The sequence below is a fragment of the Nonomuraea sp. NPDC051941 genome, from assembly GCF_044593615.1.
The window spans coordinates 147,111-163,561 of record NZ_JBIUCF010000006.1; the positions used below are offsets into that span (position 1 = coordinate 147,111).

The 16,451-nt window shown below is 70.5% G+C and carries 18 protein-coding genes; 8 read left to right on the top strand and 10 right to left on the bottom strand.

Features of this window, described 5'->3' with window-relative positions:
- The first annotated feature begins 50 nt into the window (after positions 1–50).
- Entirely contained in the window at positions 51–1,070 is a 1,020-nt protein-coding gene (locus tag ACIHFD_RS13520) for a hypothetical protein (protein ID WP_397367080.1), read from the top strand.
- A gap of 686 nt (positions 1,071–1,756) precedes the next feature.
- On the opposite strand, the gene ACIHFD_RS13525 is transcribed toward ACIHFD_RS13520, so the two are convergent.
- Together ACIHFD_RS13525 and ACIHFD_RS13530 are read right to left on the bottom strand one after the other, a co-directional pair.
- The gene (locus ACIHFD_RS13525; protein ID WP_397367081.1) at positions 1,757–2,479 is read right to left on the bottom strand and encodes a DUF5941 domain-containing protein; all 723 of its coding nucleotides are present in this window, start codon (positions 2,477–2,479) and stop codon (positions 1,757–1,759) included.
- On the bottom strand, positions 2,476–3,987 hold the full coding sequence (locus tag ACIHFD_RS13530; RefSeq protein WP_397367082.1) for a CDP-alcohol phosphatidyltransferase family protein: 1,512 nt from the start codon (positions 3,985–3,987) through the stop codon (positions 2,476–2,478). The genes ACIHFD_RS13525 and ACIHFD_RS13530 overlap by 4 nt, the downstream gene beginning before the upstream one ends.
- 140 nt (positions 3,988–4,127) lie before the next feature.
- Between ACIHFD_RS13530 and recO the strand changes: the two genes are divergently transcribed.
- From recO to ACIHFD_RS13550, 4 genes are all read left to right on the top strand, one after another.
- Positions 4,128–4,862 (top strand): DNA repair protein RecO, encoded by a 735-nt coding sequence (gene recO / locus ACIHFD_RS13535; RefSeq protein ID WP_397367083.1) that lies wholly within the window; start codon positions 4,128–4,130, stop codon positions 4,860–4,862.
- Positions 4,859–5,632, top strand: coding sequence for an isoprenyl transferase (locus ACIHFD_RS13540; RefSeq protein WP_350725046.1), 774 nt, complete (start codon positions 4,859–4,861; stop codon positions 5,630–5,632). The genes recO and ACIHFD_RS13540 overlap by 4 nt, the downstream gene beginning before the upstream one ends.
- A gap of 111 nt (positions 5,633–5,743) precedes the next feature.
- Complete coding sequence (locus tag ACIHFD_RS13545) at positions 5,744–7,369, top strand: ABC transporter permease (protein WP_397367084.1); 1,626 nt, start codon at positions 5,744–5,746, stop codon at positions 7,367–7,369.
- A 42-nt stretch (positions 7,370–7,411) separates the two neighbouring features.
- A complete protein-coding gene (locus ACIHFD_RS13550; protein WP_397367085.1) occupies positions 7,412–8,173 on the top strand; it encodes a phosphotransferase family protein in 762 nt (253 codons plus the stop codon).
- Positions 8,174–8,362: 189 nt separating this feature from the next.
- Here the strand turns inward: ACIHFD_RS13550 and ACIHFD_RS13555 are convergent, their stop codons facing one another.
- Positions 8,363–8,779, bottom strand: a complete 417-nt coding sequence (locus tag ACIHFD_RS13555; protein ID WP_397367086.1) for a winged helix-turn-helix transcriptional regulator — start codon at positions 8,777–8,779, stop codon at positions 8,363–8,365.
- Here ACIHFD_RS13555 and ACIHFD_RS13560 point away from each other — a divergent pair.
- Positions 8,778–8,999, top strand: a complete 222-nt coding sequence (locus tag ACIHFD_RS13560) for a YybH family protein (RefSeq protein ID WP_397367088.1) — start codon at positions 8,778–8,780, stop codon at positions 8,997–8,999. The genes ACIHFD_RS13555 and ACIHFD_RS13560 overlap by 2 nt on opposite strands.
- 315 nt (positions 9,000–9,314) lie before the next feature.
- A complete protein-coding gene (locus ACIHFD_RS13565; protein ID WP_397367089.1) occupies positions 9,315–10,349 on the top strand; it encodes a WXG100 family type VII secretion target in 1,035 nt (344 codons plus the stop codon).
- 29 nt (positions 10,350–10,378) lie between these two features.
- Here ACIHFD_RS13565 and ACIHFD_RS13570 read toward each other — a convergent pair whose 3' ends face one another.
- Positions 10,379–10,651 (bottom strand): hypothetical protein, encoded by a 273-nt coding sequence (locus ACIHFD_RS13570; RefSeq protein ID WP_397367090.1) that lies wholly within the window; start codon positions 10,649–10,651, stop codon positions 10,379–10,381.
- Positions 10,652–10,820: 169 nt separating this feature from the next.
- Entirely contained in the window at positions 10,821–11,348 is a 528-nt protein-coding gene (locus tag ACIHFD_RS13575; protein ID WP_364240559.1) for a CGNR zinc finger domain-containing protein, read from the bottom strand.
- Positions 11,349–11,440: 92 nt separating this feature from the next.
- Here ACIHFD_RS13575 and ACIHFD_RS13580 point away from each other — a divergent pair, with 92 nt between their 5' ends.
- Positions 11,441–12,370 (top strand): DMT family transporter, encoded by a 930-nt coding sequence (locus ACIHFD_RS13580; RefSeq protein ID WP_397367091.1) that lies wholly within the window; start codon positions 11,441–11,443, stop codon positions 12,368–12,370.
- A 6-nt stretch (positions 12,371–12,376) separates the two neighbouring features.
- Here the strand turns inward: ACIHFD_RS13580 and ACIHFD_RS13585 are convergent, their stop codons facing one another.
- From ACIHFD_RS13585 to fdhD, 5 genes are all read right to left on the bottom strand, one after another.
- The gene (locus ACIHFD_RS13585) at positions 12,377–12,754 is read right to left on the bottom strand and encodes a Fur family transcriptional regulator (protein ID WP_397367092.1); all 378 of its coding nucleotides are present in this window, start codon (positions 12,752–12,754) and stop codon (positions 12,377–12,379) included.
- Complete coding sequence (locus tag ACIHFD_RS13590; RefSeq protein WP_350725343.1) at positions 12,751–13,623, bottom strand: metal ABC transporter permease; 873 nt, start codon at positions 13,621–13,623, stop codon at positions 12,751–12,753. The genes ACIHFD_RS13585 and ACIHFD_RS13590 overlap by 4 nt, the downstream gene beginning before the upstream one ends.
- 28 nt (positions 13,624–13,651) lie before the next feature.
- Positions 13,652–14,431: a metal ABC transporter ATP-binding protein gene (locus ACIHFD_RS13595; protein ID WP_397367093.1), complete on the bottom strand. Its 780-nt coding sequence runs from the start codon at positions 14,429–14,431 to the stop codon at positions 13,652–13,654.
- Positions 14,428–15,342: a metal ABC transporter substrate-binding protein gene (locus tag ACIHFD_RS13600; protein ID WP_397367095.1), complete on the bottom strand. Its 915-nt coding sequence runs from the start codon at positions 15,340–15,342 to the stop codon at positions 14,428–14,430. The genes ACIHFD_RS13595 and ACIHFD_RS13600 overlap by 4 nt, the downstream gene beginning before the upstream one ends.
- A 217-nt stretch (positions 15,343–15,559) precedes the next feature.
- Positions 15,560–16,420 carry a formate dehydrogenase accessory sulfurtransferase FdhD gene (gene fdhD, locus ACIHFD_RS13605; protein WP_397367096.1) on the bottom strand — a complete coding sequence of 287 codons (861 nt, stop codon included), beginning with the start codon at positions 16,418–16,420 and terminating at the stop codon, positions 15,560–15,562.
- Positions 16,421–16,451 lie beyond the last annotated feature (31 nt).

Consider the following 16,451-nt stretch of genomic DNA (forward strand, 5'->3'; position numbering starts at 1 on the left):
CCTCGGCGGCAATGTTCGTTCCGTGCTCGTGGCGCTACGGTCTGCACAGGATGGGCGCGCTGGAGGTCGCCATGGCCATGAGCCGAGCACGACGGGCAGAGCTGCAGCGCCGCGCCCGGGAAACCCGTCTGGACTGCCAGCGCCGCGCTGCTCCCGCAGAGCAGATCGCGCAGGAGATTCTGACCGCCGTACCGGAGTTGCGGCCTCTGGAGGCGTACCGGCTGGCCTACGGCTGGTCGCGGCCGACGGCGCTGGAGGCCCTCGCCGCCCTGTACCGCGCGGCCGGCCTGCCCGAGCCGCCGACGACACCGGCGATGCTGTGCCGGTGGGAACACGGCACCGCCACGCCCAGCCCGGAGTACGCCGCGGCACTGTGCCGCCTGTATCGAGTACCACCCGAGCGGCTGGGGCTTCGGCCTGACCTGTACGCCACATCGGCGTGTGGCCACTGCATCCGCAGGCAGCCGGAAATTACAGTTAGTGAGCAAGGCGATACAGAGGGAGATTCGATGCGGCGACGCACACTACTGGCCGCGGTGGGACTGAGCATTCCCATCCAGCTGATCCAGAAAGTGGATGACGTGCTCGCCGTACCGCTCGAGCCGGAGGCCCCGACAGATCAAACGGAGATCACGCAGCGGCTCCAGGTGGCGCGGCGCCAGTACGGCACGAGCGCGCTGTCCGCGCTGGTGGCAGGACTGCCGACCCTGCTCACTGCGGCACGGGACATGGCGGAGCGATCGGGTACGCCTGGCGGTTGGGCGCTGCTGGCCTCCTGCCATGACCTGGCGACGGACACGATGAACAAGGTCGGGAGGCCGGCGACGGCCCGGCTCACCGCCGATCGCGCCGTGCTGTATGCGGACCGCTCGGAGGACCCAGTGGCGATGGGCGCCAGTGCGCGCGCTTGGCATGGTGTTGCGGACGGAGGGCCGCCACCAGACAGCCGCCGCCGTGATCCAGCGGGCCATAGACCGGCTCGACGCAGCCGGGCTGCGCACGCCGACGCAGGCCAACACCTACATGCGACTGGTGTGCGCCTCGGCATACACGGCGAGCTGGGCCGGTGACAGGGCCAGTGCGCTGGACCAGGTGGGGGACGCGCATCGGGCCGCCGACCGTCTCGCACGCGTCGCCGGCCGCCCGGGGGCCGGCCGGGCGTTCGTCCGCCTGTACGAGGTGGACATCCACTACGCACTGAAGGACACAGGCGCAGCGCTACGCGTGGGGCGCGGCCTGCATCCGGGCATGTTCCCTACGCCCGAACGACGCGGACGGCTGCACACGGACATGGCCCGCGTCTGGTGGCAGGCAGGTCAGCCGGAGGAGACCGCCGCCGCGTTGCTGACTGCGCACAAGGAAGCGCCGGCCGAGGTCCGAGATCGACCGTCTATCCGAGCGATTGCTGACAACCTCGCCGCGCATCATCCGCGAGTGCCTGGAGTACGGCAACTCACTGCCGCCGTACGTGCGTAGCCTTGCCGCACCCCATCTCGGAGCAGGGGTCTCAGTCGGGTTGCCGTTCAGCGGTGTTGCGTCCTGGCCGATGGGTGGCCGGAGGCGGGTTGGTCTGGGTGGGTGTCAGTCGGCCCACCGCCTCGTCAGTCAAGGGGCGGGCTGCGCGATGGCGCCGTAGGCGCGGGGGTTGCGCCGGAAGGCGCCTGGATGGGGACGCCTGAGCCCCGAGCGCGAAGCGCTCCCTCGGGAGGCCCTTTGCGCTCGGGGCGGGCGTCGGCAAGCCGGACCGCGTGTGGGGTCAGCCCTTGTCGGCCTCGCCGGTGGCCTGTTCGAGCTGGTCCTCGGGGGAGGCCTCGAGGTCCTGCTCGGCGTCGGCGCCCGCCTGGGCGGAGGCCTTGTCGAGGCGGACCCAGCTCGTCACGCTCTCCACCGCGAACAGCACGAAGAGGTACGCCGTAAGCACCGCCAGCACCGGCGTCAGGATGCCGAGCGCGGCGCCCAGGCCGATGACCAGCAGGCGCAGCTCCCAGCCCAGCCCCGCGTGGAACACCCAGGTGGGCGGCCAGATGCTCTGCCGGGTCCGGTAGACGGTGTCGTACGTGTGGTAGCCCACGACGTAGACGAGCACGAACAGCAGCCACTTGGGCGCTTCGGCGGCCAGGCCGATCGAGATCACGGCGAGGAACTCGGCGCCGCGCAGCAGCGGCGGGGTGAGCCAGTCGAAGCGGCCCAGGTGGTCGCGCGGCGTGGTCGGCAGCACGAGCAGCAGCGTGGTCGCGACGGGCAGGAGCAGGATCGGGCCGCCCTGGTCGAGCAGGCCGGTGACCAGGAAGGCCAGCACGGCCAGGAGGGCCACGAGCGTGGCGGGCACGGGCGGCAGGCCCTTGCCGAGCTTGCCGGCGAGGGCGTGGGCGAGCGGGCCGTCGTCACGGTAGGCGAGCAGGCGGGCGGTCTGGATGCGACGGCGTTCCTCGTCGGGGTCCGGCGTGGGGGTGGCCATGGCCTGCGGTTGGGTGATCATACGAGCGACCTCATGAGGCGTCCGGTGAGAGTGTAGGCGGCGGCGACGGAGCCCCAGATCACCAGGGTGATGAAGGTGATCCGGGCGTCGAAGAGGGCGGCGGTGATCGCGATGGCCGCGAACCGCTCGCCGATGGGGAAGACGATCATCTTGCGGGCCCAGTGGACGGCGCGGAACTTGCCGGCCTTGGTCCACATCTTGAGCACGCCTCGCAGACCCTGGCTGCGCTCGACCTTGCGGCGCGTGAGGGCCTGACGCAGGTCGCGGTCGTCGGGCGCGTCCAGTGCCAGCGTGGGCAGCGGGGACGGGGCTTTGCGGCGGTTGGAGACGCCGAAGGAGAAGTCGAGCAGGTGGCGTACGGACTGCAGGCCGATCGCGGCCAGCGCCAGGATCCAGATGTCGTCACTGTTGCCCGAGACGACCCAGCCGACGGCGAGCCCGGCGAAGACCACGTACTCCTTGAACCGGTCGAACGTGGCGTCCAGCCAGGCCCCCAGCACGCCGAACTTACGTGCGTAGCGGGCGACCTGCCCGTCCACGCAGTCGAACACGAACGCGAAGTAGATCAGCACACCGCCCAGCACCATCCACGGCCGGTCGCCGGTGGCGAAGCAGGCTGCGGCGGCCACGCCGAGCGTGATCGAGATCAGCGTCACCTGGTTGGGCGTCAGCCCGCGCCGGGCCGCCCAGCGGGCGATGAAGCGGGAGTAGGTGGAGACGAAGTACGTGGTGAAGAAGCCGTCGGCGCCCTTGACCGCGTTGTTGAGCCTGGCCCGGTCCTCGTTCATGCCGGCCATCTCGGTGCCGGCCTCGTTGACCTCTTCCTGGGTCGTGACCCGGCGGTAGAACAGGTCGCGCCGGCCCCTGATGCCGACCGACACGCCGTTGCGCACCAGGCCGAACACGATCAGCTGCAGCAGGTCGTCGTCCTCGCCGAACGTGTCGGCCATCGCGGCCAGCTCGCGGCAGGTCTGCGCCAGCATCGGCGCGTTGCGCGCGCTCAGGTGCAGCGGGCCGAGCAGGACGGCGTTGGGCCTGGTCACGGCGTGGCGCGCGGTGCCCACCGAGACCACGCGCGACTTGCCGACGCGCGAGCGGATGGGCAGCCCTTCGAGGCGGCCGAGGCCGATCTCGGGCTCTGCCTCGTCGATCGGGACGATGTCCTCCTGCGGCTCCTCCTCTGTCACGTCCGGCCGGGGCTCTTTGGCGACGAGCGCCAGCGCGCCGCGCTTGGCCTTGGTGATCTGGTAGATCAGCTCGTCGTGGATGACAGAGTTTTCCGGGATGATGAAGAGGTTCTCCGTCGCGGTCTCCGCGACGTCGGCCAGCGCGCGCAGGGCGGCGGCCACGTCGCCTGACTCGATCGTGGCGAGCCGCGGATCCAGGGAAGTGAGCTGGCTGCGCAGGCGCTCGGCCACGGTGGGCGTGCCGGGCAGCGCGGCCAGCCTCAGGCCGGTCGGAGAGGTGTCGGGGCCGGGCGAGGCGCCCAGCAGGACCACGCGGGTCATGACTCCCTTTCGAGGCGGTAGCGGGGGGTTGAACAACGGGTAATCCGGGGACAGACGTCAAAGTCTAGTGAGGGTGACGTAAAGTCGCGTCACCAGAGCATGCCCGTAACGTCGCTTCGGTGCGGCCGTAAGATGTCCGAGTGAGTCTCTACCGTGACGAAGGCGTAGTTCTACGCACACAGAAGCTCGGTGAGGCCGACCGCATCGTCACCATCCTGGCGAAGCGCACCGGCAAGATCAGGGCCGTGGCGAGGGGCGTGCGCCGCACGAAGTCCCGCTTCGGCGCCAGGCTGGAGCCGTTCACGCATGTCGACCTGCAGCTCCACGTCGGCCGTACGCTCGACGTCGTCACGCAGGCCGAGACGATCAGACCCTACGGCGAGGCGCTGGCCGTCGACTATCCCCGCTACACCGCGGGCAGCGCGATGCTGGAGACCGCCGACCGGCTGACGCACGGGGAGAAGGAGCCGGCGCTGCGGCAGTTCCTGCTGCTGGTGGGCGGGCTGCGCACGCTGGCCGAACGCGTCCACGAGGCCCGGCTGGTCCTGGACGCGTACTTCCTGCGCTCGCTGGCCGTGGCCGGCTACGCCCCCGCGCTCGAGGCGTGCGCCAAGTGCCAGGCACCGGCGATCAGGGCGTTCGCCATCGTCGCGGGGGGTGTGGTGTGCGGGGCGTGCCGCCCGGCCGGCTCGGCCGTGCCCGCCGGGGAGACGATCGGGCTCATGACGGCGCTGCTGCGGGGCGACTGGGCCACCGCCGACGCCTCGGAGTCGCGCCACCGGAGTGAGTGCAGCGGGCTCGTTGCCGCATATCTGCAATGGCACCTCGAACACGGAATACGCTCTCTCCGACACGTCGAAAGGGAGCCTGTGTGAACGTACGACCTCCGACCCCGCATCCGTCGGGCGCGACGCCCCCGCCGATCCCGCGCGACCTGGTGCCCAAGCACGTCGCGATCATCATGGACGGCAACGGCCGCTGGGCCAAGTCTCGTGGCCTGCCCCGCATCGAGGGGCACAAAGCGGGGGAGTCCTCGCTGTTCGACGTCATCGAGGGGGCGCTCGAGCTGGGCATCCCCTATCTGAGCGCGTTCGCGTTCTCCACGGAGAACTGGCGGCGCTCGCCCGACGAGGTCCGCTTCCTCATGGGGTTCAACCGTGACGTGATCCGGCGGCGGCGCGACGAGCTCAACGCCATGGGCGTGCGCGTCCGGTGGGCGGGCAAGCCGGGGCGGCTGTGGAAGAGCGTCATCTCGGAGTTGCAGGCGGCCGAGGAGATGACGGTCGGCAACAGCAAGCTGACGTTGCAGTTCTGCGTCAACTACGGCGGGCAGGCCGAGATCGTCGAGGCGGCGGTCAGGCTGGCCGAGGACATCGCGGCCGGGCGGGTCAAGCCGTCCAAGGTCAACGAGAAGGTGTTCGCGCGTTACCTGGACGAGCCGGAGATCCCCGCGGTGGATCTGTTCGTGCGGTCGTCGGGGGAGCAGCGCTTCTCGAACTTCCTGCTGTGGCAGTCGGCCTACGCCGAGATGGTCTTCCTCGACCGGCTGTGGCCCGACTTCGACCGCAGGGATCTGTGGGAGGCCTGCGAGGTCTTCGCCAAGCGCGACAGGCGCTACGGCGGGGCGCTCCCCAACCCGGTCTGACCGGCCCCAACCTCTGGATCGGGGCCCAGGGCTGGCTGTCGCCTATACGCGGGTATAGCCTGCTGTTCATCGGAACAGTTGGCTGTACTCGTGAGTAGGAGCTGATGCCGAATGGCTGACGCACGACAAGGCCGGGCCGGCGCCCTGGCAGGCACCGGCCACCTCGTCCGCCTGGCGCTGCGCCGCGAGCGGGGCATCGCGCCCTGGTGGATCCTCCTGATCGTGGCCCTGGCCCTGGCGCTGGTGTCCTACGTCAACCGGGCCATGGGCACGTACGAGCTGAAGCTCACCTATGTCGAGCTCGCCGCCAGGAACGTCTTCCTGCGCGCGCTCGGCGGCGGCCTCATCGAGCCGCGGCTGGAGGTGATCGCGACGTGGCGCAGCGGCGGGTTCCTGTACGTGGCGAGCGCGCTCGCGGCCCTCATGTCGGTCGTCCGCCACACGCGCAGGGAGGAGGACGAGGGGAGGGCCGAGCTGGTCCGCTCCGGCATGGTGAGCCGCCACGCGCCGCTGACCGCCGCCCTGCTGGTCGCCGGCGGGGTCAGCCTGGCCGGCGGGGTGCTGACCGGGGCCGTGCTCGTCGGGCTCGGGTTCGAGCCCGTCGGGACCGTCGCCTACGGGGCCGCGATCACGGTCGCGGGCTGGGTGTTCGGCGCCGTCGCGGCGGTGGCCGCGCAGCTCGCGCGCAGCGCCCGCACGGCCACCGCGATCAGCCTGGCCGCGCTCGGCGCCGCCTACGTGATGCGCTACGCCGGTGACGCGACCGGACAGTACTGGCTGAAGGCGCTGTCGCCGATCGGCTGGAGCCATCTGGTGCGGGCGTACCAGGACGAGCGGTGGTGGCTGCTCGGGGTGTCGGTGCTGGTCAGCGTGGCCCTGTGCGCAGTCGCGTACCGGCTGCTCGGCCGCCGCGATCTCGGCGAGGGCCTGCTGCCCGAGCGCCTGGGCCGGGAGTCGGCGCCGGAGCTGCGCGGCCCGATCAGCCTGGCCTGGCGGCTGCACCGCGCTCTGCTGGCCAAGTGGGCGGCCGGGGTCGCGTGCTTCGCCATGGCCGGAGCCGGGCTCAGCCCGCTCGCGCAGGACCTGCTCTCGCGGCCGAGCGTCGTGGTGCAGAGCATCATGAGCCTCCTCGGCGTGTCCGACACGGGCACCGCGCTGGGCGCGTACTCGTGGTACCTGATCCTCATCATCGCGTACGCCGTCGCGCTCTACCCGGTGCTCATGACGTTGCGGCTGCGTTCGGAGGAGACCTCGGGCCGCGCGGAGACCGTACAGTCCACCCCGATGACCCGCCTGCGCTGGGCGGCCGGCCACCTGGTCGTGACCGGGCTCGGCACGGCGGCGCTGATGGCCGTCGCCGGGCTCGTGTTCGGCACGCTGTACTCGCTGCTCGTCGGCGATCTCGCCCGCGACCTGCCCCGCTTCCTGGCGGGGGCGCTGAGCGCCGTGCCGGCGGCCTGGTGCGTGGGGGCGGTCTGCGTGCTCGCGTACGGGCTGGCGCCGAGGGCGAGCGTGGCGATCTCCTGGATCGTCTGGCTCCTGACCGCCGGGCTCGGCAAGATCGTCAGCCCCCTGTACGGGCTGTGGCAGGGGACCCCGCTGGAGCCGTTCCACTACATCCCCAACCCGATGCTCGGAACGACCTTCGACGTCCGCCCCGCCCTCGCGCTGACGGCCCTCACGGCCATGCTCCTCGGCGGCGCCCTCGCGGCTCTGCGCCGCCGCGACTTCGGGTGATTGGTCTAGCATGTCCTCCCATTCGACAAGATCGGAGGGCGGATGGGCGGCCATTCCATCGAGGTGCGGTCCGACGTGGTGATCAAGCGATACCGGTCGTCGGACTACGGTGAGCCCGAACGCGAATGGCGTGCCCTGGAGCTGCTGGGCGAACACGATCCCGGCCTGGCCCCGGCGCCGGTGACCGCCGAGCTGGAGGCCGACCCGCCGACCGTGGTGATGACCCGCCTGGACGGCACGACGGTGAGCGGGGAGATCGCGGGGAAACTCGTCGATGCCCTGGCCGAGGCCATCACCGGCGTCCAGCGCTCGATCCCGTCCCGGCTGCTCGACCGGGTGCCGGCGCGTGCCGGGCACCCGGTCTATCTCCTGCAGAAGGTACGCGACTGGGCGGCGGCGGCCACGCCCGAACCCGCGACCGCCGAAGCCCTCCGCGCGGCCACGGACTGGGTGTCCGGGCCGGGCCTGGAGGCGATGTTCGCGCAGCCGGGCACCCCGGTGTTCGGCACCGGCGACGGGAACCTGGCCAACTACCTGTGGGACGGCACCAGGGTCCGGGTCATCGACTTCGAGTACTCCGGGCGCAGCGACCGCGCGTTCGAGCTGGCCGAGGTCACCGAGCACATCTCGGTCTGGGAGAACGATCCGGCCGGGCTGACCGCCGTGCTCGACCGGTTCGAGCTGACCGCCGAGGAGGCGGCCAGGCTCACGGAGTGCCGGCGGCTGCTCGCGCTGTTCTGGCTGCTGCGCTGCCGCCGGGAGATCCGGCCCGCGCAGGCGGACCGGATGCTGGCCCTGCTGTAGGACTTCTCTTGATCAAAGGGTGCTGACCACGTCCGCCAGCCGGTCCATCTGGCCCGGATCGCCGCCGTAGCAGTAGAGGCATTCAGCGCGCCCGGCCCAGTCGAGCAGGGCCGCCGGAGTCGCTGATGGGCACCCCGCCGCCCGAGCGAAGCCGCACCCACCCGCCCTCACCCGCTCACTCGCCCGCGCTCAGTTGTGATCGCTCTCGGCCGTGGCGGCCAGACCCGACTGGACCTCCTGCCCATGGCGGCCTTCAACCTGGGCGCCCCAATCCCAGAGCGCCTGGAGGACGGGCCCGAGGCGGCGCCCGTGCGGGGTGAGCCGATAGTGCGTACGCGGCGGCCATCCGGACCTCCGGCGACGTTCGAGCACCCCGGCCTCGGCGAGCTGCGCCAGCCGATCGGACAGCACCTTGTCCGACAACTCGGGCAGCGCCTGCCGGAGCTCCGTGAACCCACGCTCACCCCGCAGCAACTCGCGGATCACGAGAGTCGTCCACCGCCCGCGCAGCGCCGCGAGCGCGATCTCCACCGGACACGACGGAGTACCCGAGCCCGGCTCCCCGCTGACGGGCCCGCAGGCCCAAGCCGCCAACGCCCGCTTCATGGCCCTGGGGCTGCCGATCACGGTCCGGCCGCGGCACGTCTACGCCGCTGGCGACACGGCCCTGCTGATCGTGGACTGGGCCATCGACGGTGTGGACCGGGACGGGCAGCAGGTCCACATCGAGGGCACCGCCACCGACGTCGCCCGCCGCGGAAGGGACGGGCACTGGCGGTACGTCATCGACAACCTTTTCGGCGTGCGCTCGACAATCGATGGCTGAGGCTGATTTGCGTGGATCGGCCGAAACGCCGACGCCTCGGTGATCAAAGACGCGTTTGATTCGGCGGGATACGAAGGTTGCGGCCGGTCCTGAGCACTTCCCGGTCGGGCAGGCCCACCTGCTGCTCGTGGACGACCTGCAATGGATAGCACTCCCGGCCTGAGGCGGCCGGTGCCGGCGCCACGGCGGCCTGGAGTGATCGATCTTCACCAGCAGTTCATCGCATGGTTTCGGGTAGTTCTTATCGAATTAGCTAGGCTCCCGAGGGCACTATCCTCCGCAATCAATCAATCACACCGTGAGAAGGCGATTCGCGTGACTTTGAGAACGGATCCGCAAGAGGATGGAGCGGGTGCGGACAGTGTACCCAGGCCCAGTGACGATTGGCCTGGACTCGGCGACCTGGTCAGAGATGGCATTGACGTCGATCGCAGGGCGCTGCGGGAGACGGCCGAGCAGCTCGTGGTCGATCTCAACGATGTCGAAATCCCCGACTGGTGGGGCGGGAAGAGCTTCAATGCCGGAGATTGGGGCAGGGCCGACGACGTCTCGAGGATCTTCCGATCTTTCACGGATAGCTTGTACTGCATTACCAGTGATGCGGTGGTCGAGTGCGTCGTGGCCGCGTGCGGCATTGCCACCGCCGGCCAGAATTACAATATCGCCGAAGAGAACAGTTGGCTCAACAGACAGTCCTTCTGGAACAGATATCATGACTCCACCTCCACGGTGAGTCCTTATTCGGACACTCCGAGAAGCAGCTGGAGCAGTGTCGAAAAAGGCTATGCCGTCAGCAACCAATATCCGTCGGGATACATCGTCGTCGACTGGAACGGCATCGAGCTGCGTCATGACTACGACAGCCTTGACAAGGAACAGATCAGGGAGCTGTTGATGACCGGCGACGAGCAGTCGATGAGAAACTTTTCCAGTTCCATGACGGCGATTTCCGACGACCTGGGGACGATCGCCGGCAGGCTGCGGTTTCATGCGAATGACGTCAGCTACCATTGGGCCGGTGCTGCGGCGGAGAAGGCGCAGCAGGCGCTGAAGGCGATCCACGACACCGTCCGCCCGCTGGCCGAGGTCTACAGCACCATCGGTTCGCTCGCCCGCACGTGCGCGGATGACATCGTGGCACCCGCCAAGGCACGCTTCGATCACGCGGTGGCCGACGAAAACTGGTTCACCGACATCTTTCAGAACGACGACGACGTGTCCGCTCGCAACTACCTGAAAAAAATCGACCAACAATTCTGCGACGAAGTGATTCCACGCTTCCCACAGTCCGCCCAGCTCGGCCTTCCAGGCCTGATCCGCTCAGAGGACCGGCTCATATACTTCACCTAGCTCGGCGGCCGCCCATGCGTTGGCTGACCTCAATGCCGTTCAGACAGCGATCTTGCTGGTGGCTTCAAGGCCGAAGCGTTCTCATGTTGTGGCACCGAGTAGCCGAAGGCCGTCGGCGGGGTGGTTGCGGCAATGTCGGTCCAGCCGATCAGGCGTGCCGGTCCGATGGCCAGGTTGCGGAGGCGGGCCATGATCCGGGGTGCGGTGCCGATCCGGACTCGGCAGGCGTCCTCGCGGTAGGTGACGTCGCGGACGTGGTGCAGGGCCTCGACGGTGACGTGCTCCAGGTGGCCCTCAGCCACCCAGCCACGCCATGCCCGCAGGCGCCCGCCAGCCGAGAACGCTTCGGCCCTGCCTGCCGTGCCCTTCGGGATATCGAGCCTCGGTGGGGTGGTCGGGGTCGCGTCCGAGGGGTGCGGGGGCCGGCGGGTCCCCGCCTGGGGGTGTGAGGGCTTGCCCCCACAGCGAGGGTTAGGCGCGGCGGCGGGCGCGGTAGGCGGCCACGTGCATGCGGTTGCCGCACGTGCGGCTGTCGCAGTAGACGCGGGACCGGTTGCGGGACTCGTCGACGAAGACGCGGTCGCAGTCCGGGGCCGAGCAGGTGCGCAGGCGTTCGACCTCGCCCTCCACCAGCAGGTGGGCCAGGGCGACGCCGCAATCGGCCGCCACGTGCTCCGCCAGGGTGGAGTCCGCGGCGAAATAGTGCATGTGCAGCGGGTGGCCGTCGTGCTCGGTCAGCCGGGGGGTGATGCGCGTCTCGGCGAGCAGGACGTTCAGGGTGCGGACCGCCGTGGGCTGGTCCGGGGAGATGAAGACGCGGTAGAACACCTCTCGTACCATCCGCACCTGGCCCAGGTCGCGGGGCGTCAGCTTGGTGACGCCGCTGATCTGGCGGGACTCCACGAACGCCTGCAATTCAGCCAGGCCCGCCAGGCCCTCGTCGCCCCCGGTGGAGGGCGAGGTGTTGACCAGCTCGACAACGGTGGCCAAAGAATGCACCATGTCATGGCCAAACGGCATGTTGACTCCTGTCCGCGCCGGGTTCTAGCGTGGTCGCACTGTATCTCCTGCATGGCCGTACGGGGGTTTCTATGAGTGCACATCGCCGTATCGTGCTGATCGCGATCGTCGGTGCGCTGATCATCTCCACCTCCGCCCCTTTGGTTCGGCTCTCAGGTGTATCGCCTGCCACGTCCGCGTTGTTCCGTTGCGCGTACGCCGTGCCGCCCATGATCGTGCTGGCCTGGCTGGAGCGGCGCAGGCTGGGGCCGCTGCCGTGGAAAGGGGTGGTGCTGGCCTGGCTGGCGGGCGTGGTGTTCGCGCTCGACCTGCTGTTCTGGCATCACGCGATCGACTACGTGGGCGCGGGGCTGGCCACCGTGCTGGGGAATCTGCAGGTGTTCCTGGTGGCGTTCGCGGCCTGGGCGCTGTTCGGGGAGCGGCCGTCGTCCCGGTTGATGGTCGCGACGCCGATCGTGTTCGCGGGGGTGGTGCTCATCTCCGGGGTGTTCGACAGCGCCGCCTACGGGCGCGATCCGATCATGGGGGTGCTGGCCGGGGTCGCCACGTCCATCTCGTACGCGGCGTTCCTGCTGCTCATGAAGGCCGGGCCGGCGCGGGCCGTGGGGCCGCTGGCGCACGCCACGGTGGTCGCCACCGTGGCCATCGCCCTGCTGAGCCCGCTCTTCGGGGGCGCCGACCTCATGCCGAGCTGGCCGGCGCACGGGTGGCTGCTGCTGCTCGCGCTGGGGCCGCAGGTGCTGGGGTGGTCGCTGATCACGTTCTCGCTGCCGCGCCAGCCGGCCGCGCTCACCGCGTTGCTGCTGCTGGTCCAGCCCATGACGACCGTCGCGCTGTCCGCGGTGGCGCTGGGCGAGCGGCCGTCGGCGCTGCAGCTCGCCGGGTGCGCGGTGATCGTCCTCGGAGTCCTGTACGGCTCCCGCACCCGCACCCGCTCGCCGCGGCCCGGCGAGACACGCCGGAAAGAGCCGCGCGAGCAGCAGGTGCCGAAGGCCGGCTGACGCCGGTCAGCCCTTGGAGCAGGCGGCGCAGGTGCCGAAGACCTCGACCGTATGGGTGATCTCGGTGAAGCCGTACTCGCCGCCCACCGCCTCGGCCCACCGCTCGACCGCGGGACCGGCCACCTCCACCGTGTGGCCGCAGCGGCGGCAGACCAGGTGGTGGTGATGGACGTCGCTGGCGCACGCCCGGTAGACGGACTCGCCCTCGTCCGTACGCAGCACGTCGACCTGCCCGCCGTCGGCCAGCGCCTGCAGGGCGCGGTAGACGGTGGTCAGGCCGATCTTCGCCCCGTGCAGGCGCATCTCGGCATAGACGTCCTGCGCGCTGCGGAACCCCTCGCTCCTGCGGAGGGTGTCGTGCACGGCGTCGCGTCTCGTCGTCATGCGACCTCCTCCACGCGCATCTTCGGTCGCTCGCTCACTGTCGACTCCTGGGTACGGCCTCGGCGTACGAATTTACCGACACCGAGGGCCAGGACGAAGCCGGCGAGAGCAAGAAGCACGATCGCCGCGCCGGGAGGCACCTTGGCCGAGTAGGTGGAGGCGAGCAGGCCGCCCACCGAGGCGAGCACCCCGAACAGCATGGCCAGCCCCATCGTCGTGCGGAAACCCCGGGTGAGCTGCTGGCTGGTGGCCACCGGGATCACCATCAGCGCGCTGACCAGCAGCAGACCCACCACGCGCATCGCGATCACGACGGTGAGCGCGGCGGTGACCGCGATCAGCAGGCTGAGGAAGCGGACCGGCAGGCCGCTCGCCCTGGCCATCTCCTCGTCCTGGCAGAGCACGAACAGCTCCCTGCCGAAGACCACGACCACGCCGATCACGGCCACGGCCAGCGCGGCGATGACCCAGATGTCCTGGACCGTGACGCTGGCGATGGCGCCGAACAGGTAGGAGTTGAGCTTGGCGTTGCTGCCGCCCGGCGCGATGCCCATGAGCATGACGCCGCCCGCGATCCCGCCGTAGAACAGCAGCGCCAGCGCCACGTCGCCGCTCGTCCGCCCGCGCGCCCTGACCAGCTCGATGGCCACCGCCCCGACGACGGAGACGATCACGGCGGTGAGCACGGGCGTGGTGCCGGTCAGGAAGCCGAGGGCGACGCCGGTCAGCGCCACGTGGCCGATGCCGTCACCCAGCAGCGCCAGCCTGCGCTGCACGATGAACGTCCCCACGGCGGGCGCGCACAGGCCCACCAGCAGCGCGGCCACCAGGGCGAGCTGGAAGAGCTGCTCCTGGAGCAGGTCCATGATCATCGCGGTTCCCTCCGTCGGCCGCCGTTCACGGCGCCTCCCCCTGCCAGCCGGTCAACGGCCCCGCGGCCGGCGTGGCCGCGTGCGGATGCTGATGTTCGTGGCCCGGCCGGGCGCAGTCGCCCTCCGGGCGCGGCGGCCTGCCGTCGTGCGCGACGCGGCCCTCGCGGATCACCACGCCGCGCGTGATGATCGGCTCCAGCGGCCCCAGCTCGTGCGCGACCAGCACCACCGTCTTGCCGTCGCGCACCAGCCCGGCCAGCGTGTCGGCCAGCAACTGCTGCGTGTCGGCGTCCACGCCCGCCGTCGGCTCGTCCATCACGTACGTGTCCGGCTCCCCGGCCAGCGCCCGGGCGATGAGCACCCGCTGCTGCTGGCCGCCGGACAGCGACTGGACGGGGTCGTTCGCGCGGTCGGTCAGCCGGACGGCCTCCAGCGCGCCGGCCACGGCGGCCTTGTCGGCCGGGCTGGTCCTGCGCAGCCGGCTCTGCCTGGCGATCCGGCCCGAGGCCACGACCTCGCGTACGGTGGCGGGCACGCCGCCCCCGACCTGGAGCCGCTGCGGCACGTAGCCGATGCGCCACCAGTCGCGGAACCTGCCCGGCGGGGACCCGTACATCAGCGTCGAGCCGCCGGTGAGCGGCGTGAGGCCGAGCAGTGCGCGGACCAGCGTCGACTTGCCCGAGCCGTTGGCCCCCAGGAGGGCGACGACCTCCCCCGGGCAGACGGTCAGGTCGATCCCCCGGAGGACGGGCTTGCCATCGAAGGAGACCCGGCCGTCGGTCATCGCGAAGGCCGTTTCGCTCATGCCGTACACCCCAGTGCTGTTTGTAGGGTTTTGAGGTTATCGCGCATGGCCGACAGGTAATCGCCGGAGGGCCGGCTCTCCAGCGGGTCGAGCACGGCGGTCTTCGCGCCCACCTCGTTCGCGAGCACCTCGGCCACCTTGGGGCTGACCAGGGACTCGGTGAAGATCGTGGTCACACCCTCGGCCTTGGCCAGCTTGGCCACCTCGGAGATGCGCGCGGGCGACGGCTCGGTCTCGGGGTCGAGCGTGATGCCGACCTGCTTGAGTTTGTAACGGTCCGCCAGGTAGCCGAACGCCTCGTGCGCCGTGACCAGCGACTTGGTCCTGCACGTGCTCAGGCCCTTGGCGAACTCCTGGTCGAGCGTTCCAAGCGCGCCCGCTGTCTTGGCGGCGCGGTCCTTGTACGCCTGCGCGTGCGCCGGGTCGGCGGTGGCCAGGCGCTCGCCGAGCTTGGTGGCGATGGTGGCCAGGCGGGCGGGGTCCAGCCAGAGGTGCGGGTCGTACGAGACCTCGTGGCCGTGCTCCTCCTCGCCCTCCTCGTGCCCGCTCGCGGGCAGGGTCGTGACGGCCGTGGCGGCGTCGAAGCTCTTGTCGGCGTCGACCGCGTCGTCCACGGCGGGCTGCACGCCCTTGATGTAGACCGTGAGCGCCGCCTTCTGGATCTCGGTCACCTGCTGGATGCTCAGCTCGAGGTCGTGCGGCTCGACGCCGGGGGCGGTCAGAACGGTCACGTGCGCGTCGGATCCTCCCACCTGCTCGGTCAGCCATTGGAGCGGATAGAACGCGGCGACCACCTCCGGCCTGCCCCCTGCGGCGGTCTCGGCGGAGCCGGATCCGCAGGCGGCGGTGGTGAGGAGGGTGGCCCCGGCCAGCAATCCGACGGCGTACGACCGGGAAAATCCTGACATCATGTGAGTCAGTATGCGCCAAAATGAAAATGGTTGTCAAAATCCCGGCGAGGGAGCGCCGTGCCTGGACTGAGGAGCGCAGGGAGCGTAGCGACCGGAGTGACGAGGGAAGGCGACGGCTCGCAGCGACCGAGCCCGCCTCCGCGAAGCGGAGGCAATAAGCAGGGAGGGGATGCCGACGGCACGCTGGGGGCCAGGGGTGCCGTGCGGCATCCCGCCATCACCCCGGTGAGTGTGCGCCGGCCGAGCCATAGCCGGCGCTCGGGGTGATGCTCAGGCGGCGCTCGCCCGTATAGACGTTCATCGAGTTTCCGCGCAGGAACCCGATGAGCGTCAGCCCCTCCTCCGCGGCCAGTTCGACCGCGAGCGACGACGGCGCCGAGACAGCGGCGAGCACCGGGATGCCCCCCATGACCGCTTTCTGCACCAGCTCGAACGAGGCCCGGCCCGACACCATCAGGACGGTCCCGCGCAAAGGGAGCCGGTCGTTGCGCAGGGCCCAGCCGAGCAGCTTGTCCACCGCGTTGTGCCGGCCCACGTCCTCGCGCACGCACAGCGGCTCGCCGTCGGACGTGAACAGGCCGGCCGCGTGCAGGCCCCCGGTCCGGTCGAACACCCGCTGGGCCGCGCGCAGCCGGTCCGGCAGGGCGGCGACGGTCGGCTGCGCCAGCTCGACCGGGTCGTCCCCGGCGCTCCAGCGAGCCACCGTGCGTACCGCCTCCAGCGACGCCTTGCCGCAGACGCCGCAGGAGGACGTGGTGTAGAAGTTGCGCGGCGCGGGCGCCGTCACACCGGGCGCCAGCCGCACGTCGAGCACGTTGTACGTGTTCCCGCCGTCCACCGTCGCGCCCGCGCAGTAGCGGATCGTGGCGATGTCGTCGGCCGCGCCCACGGCCCCCTCGCTGACCAGGAACCCGGCGGCCAGGTCGAAGTCGTCGCCGGGCGTGCGCATGGTGACCGTCAGCGGCGTCCCGTCGAGGCGGATCTCCAGCGGCTCCTCGGCGGCCAGCGAGTCGACCTTGGGGATGCGGGCGGTGTCCTTGACCCGCAGGATCCGCCGTTTCACCGCGACCCTAGACATGAGCGCTCCCCTCGGCTCGCGTGAGCGCCCT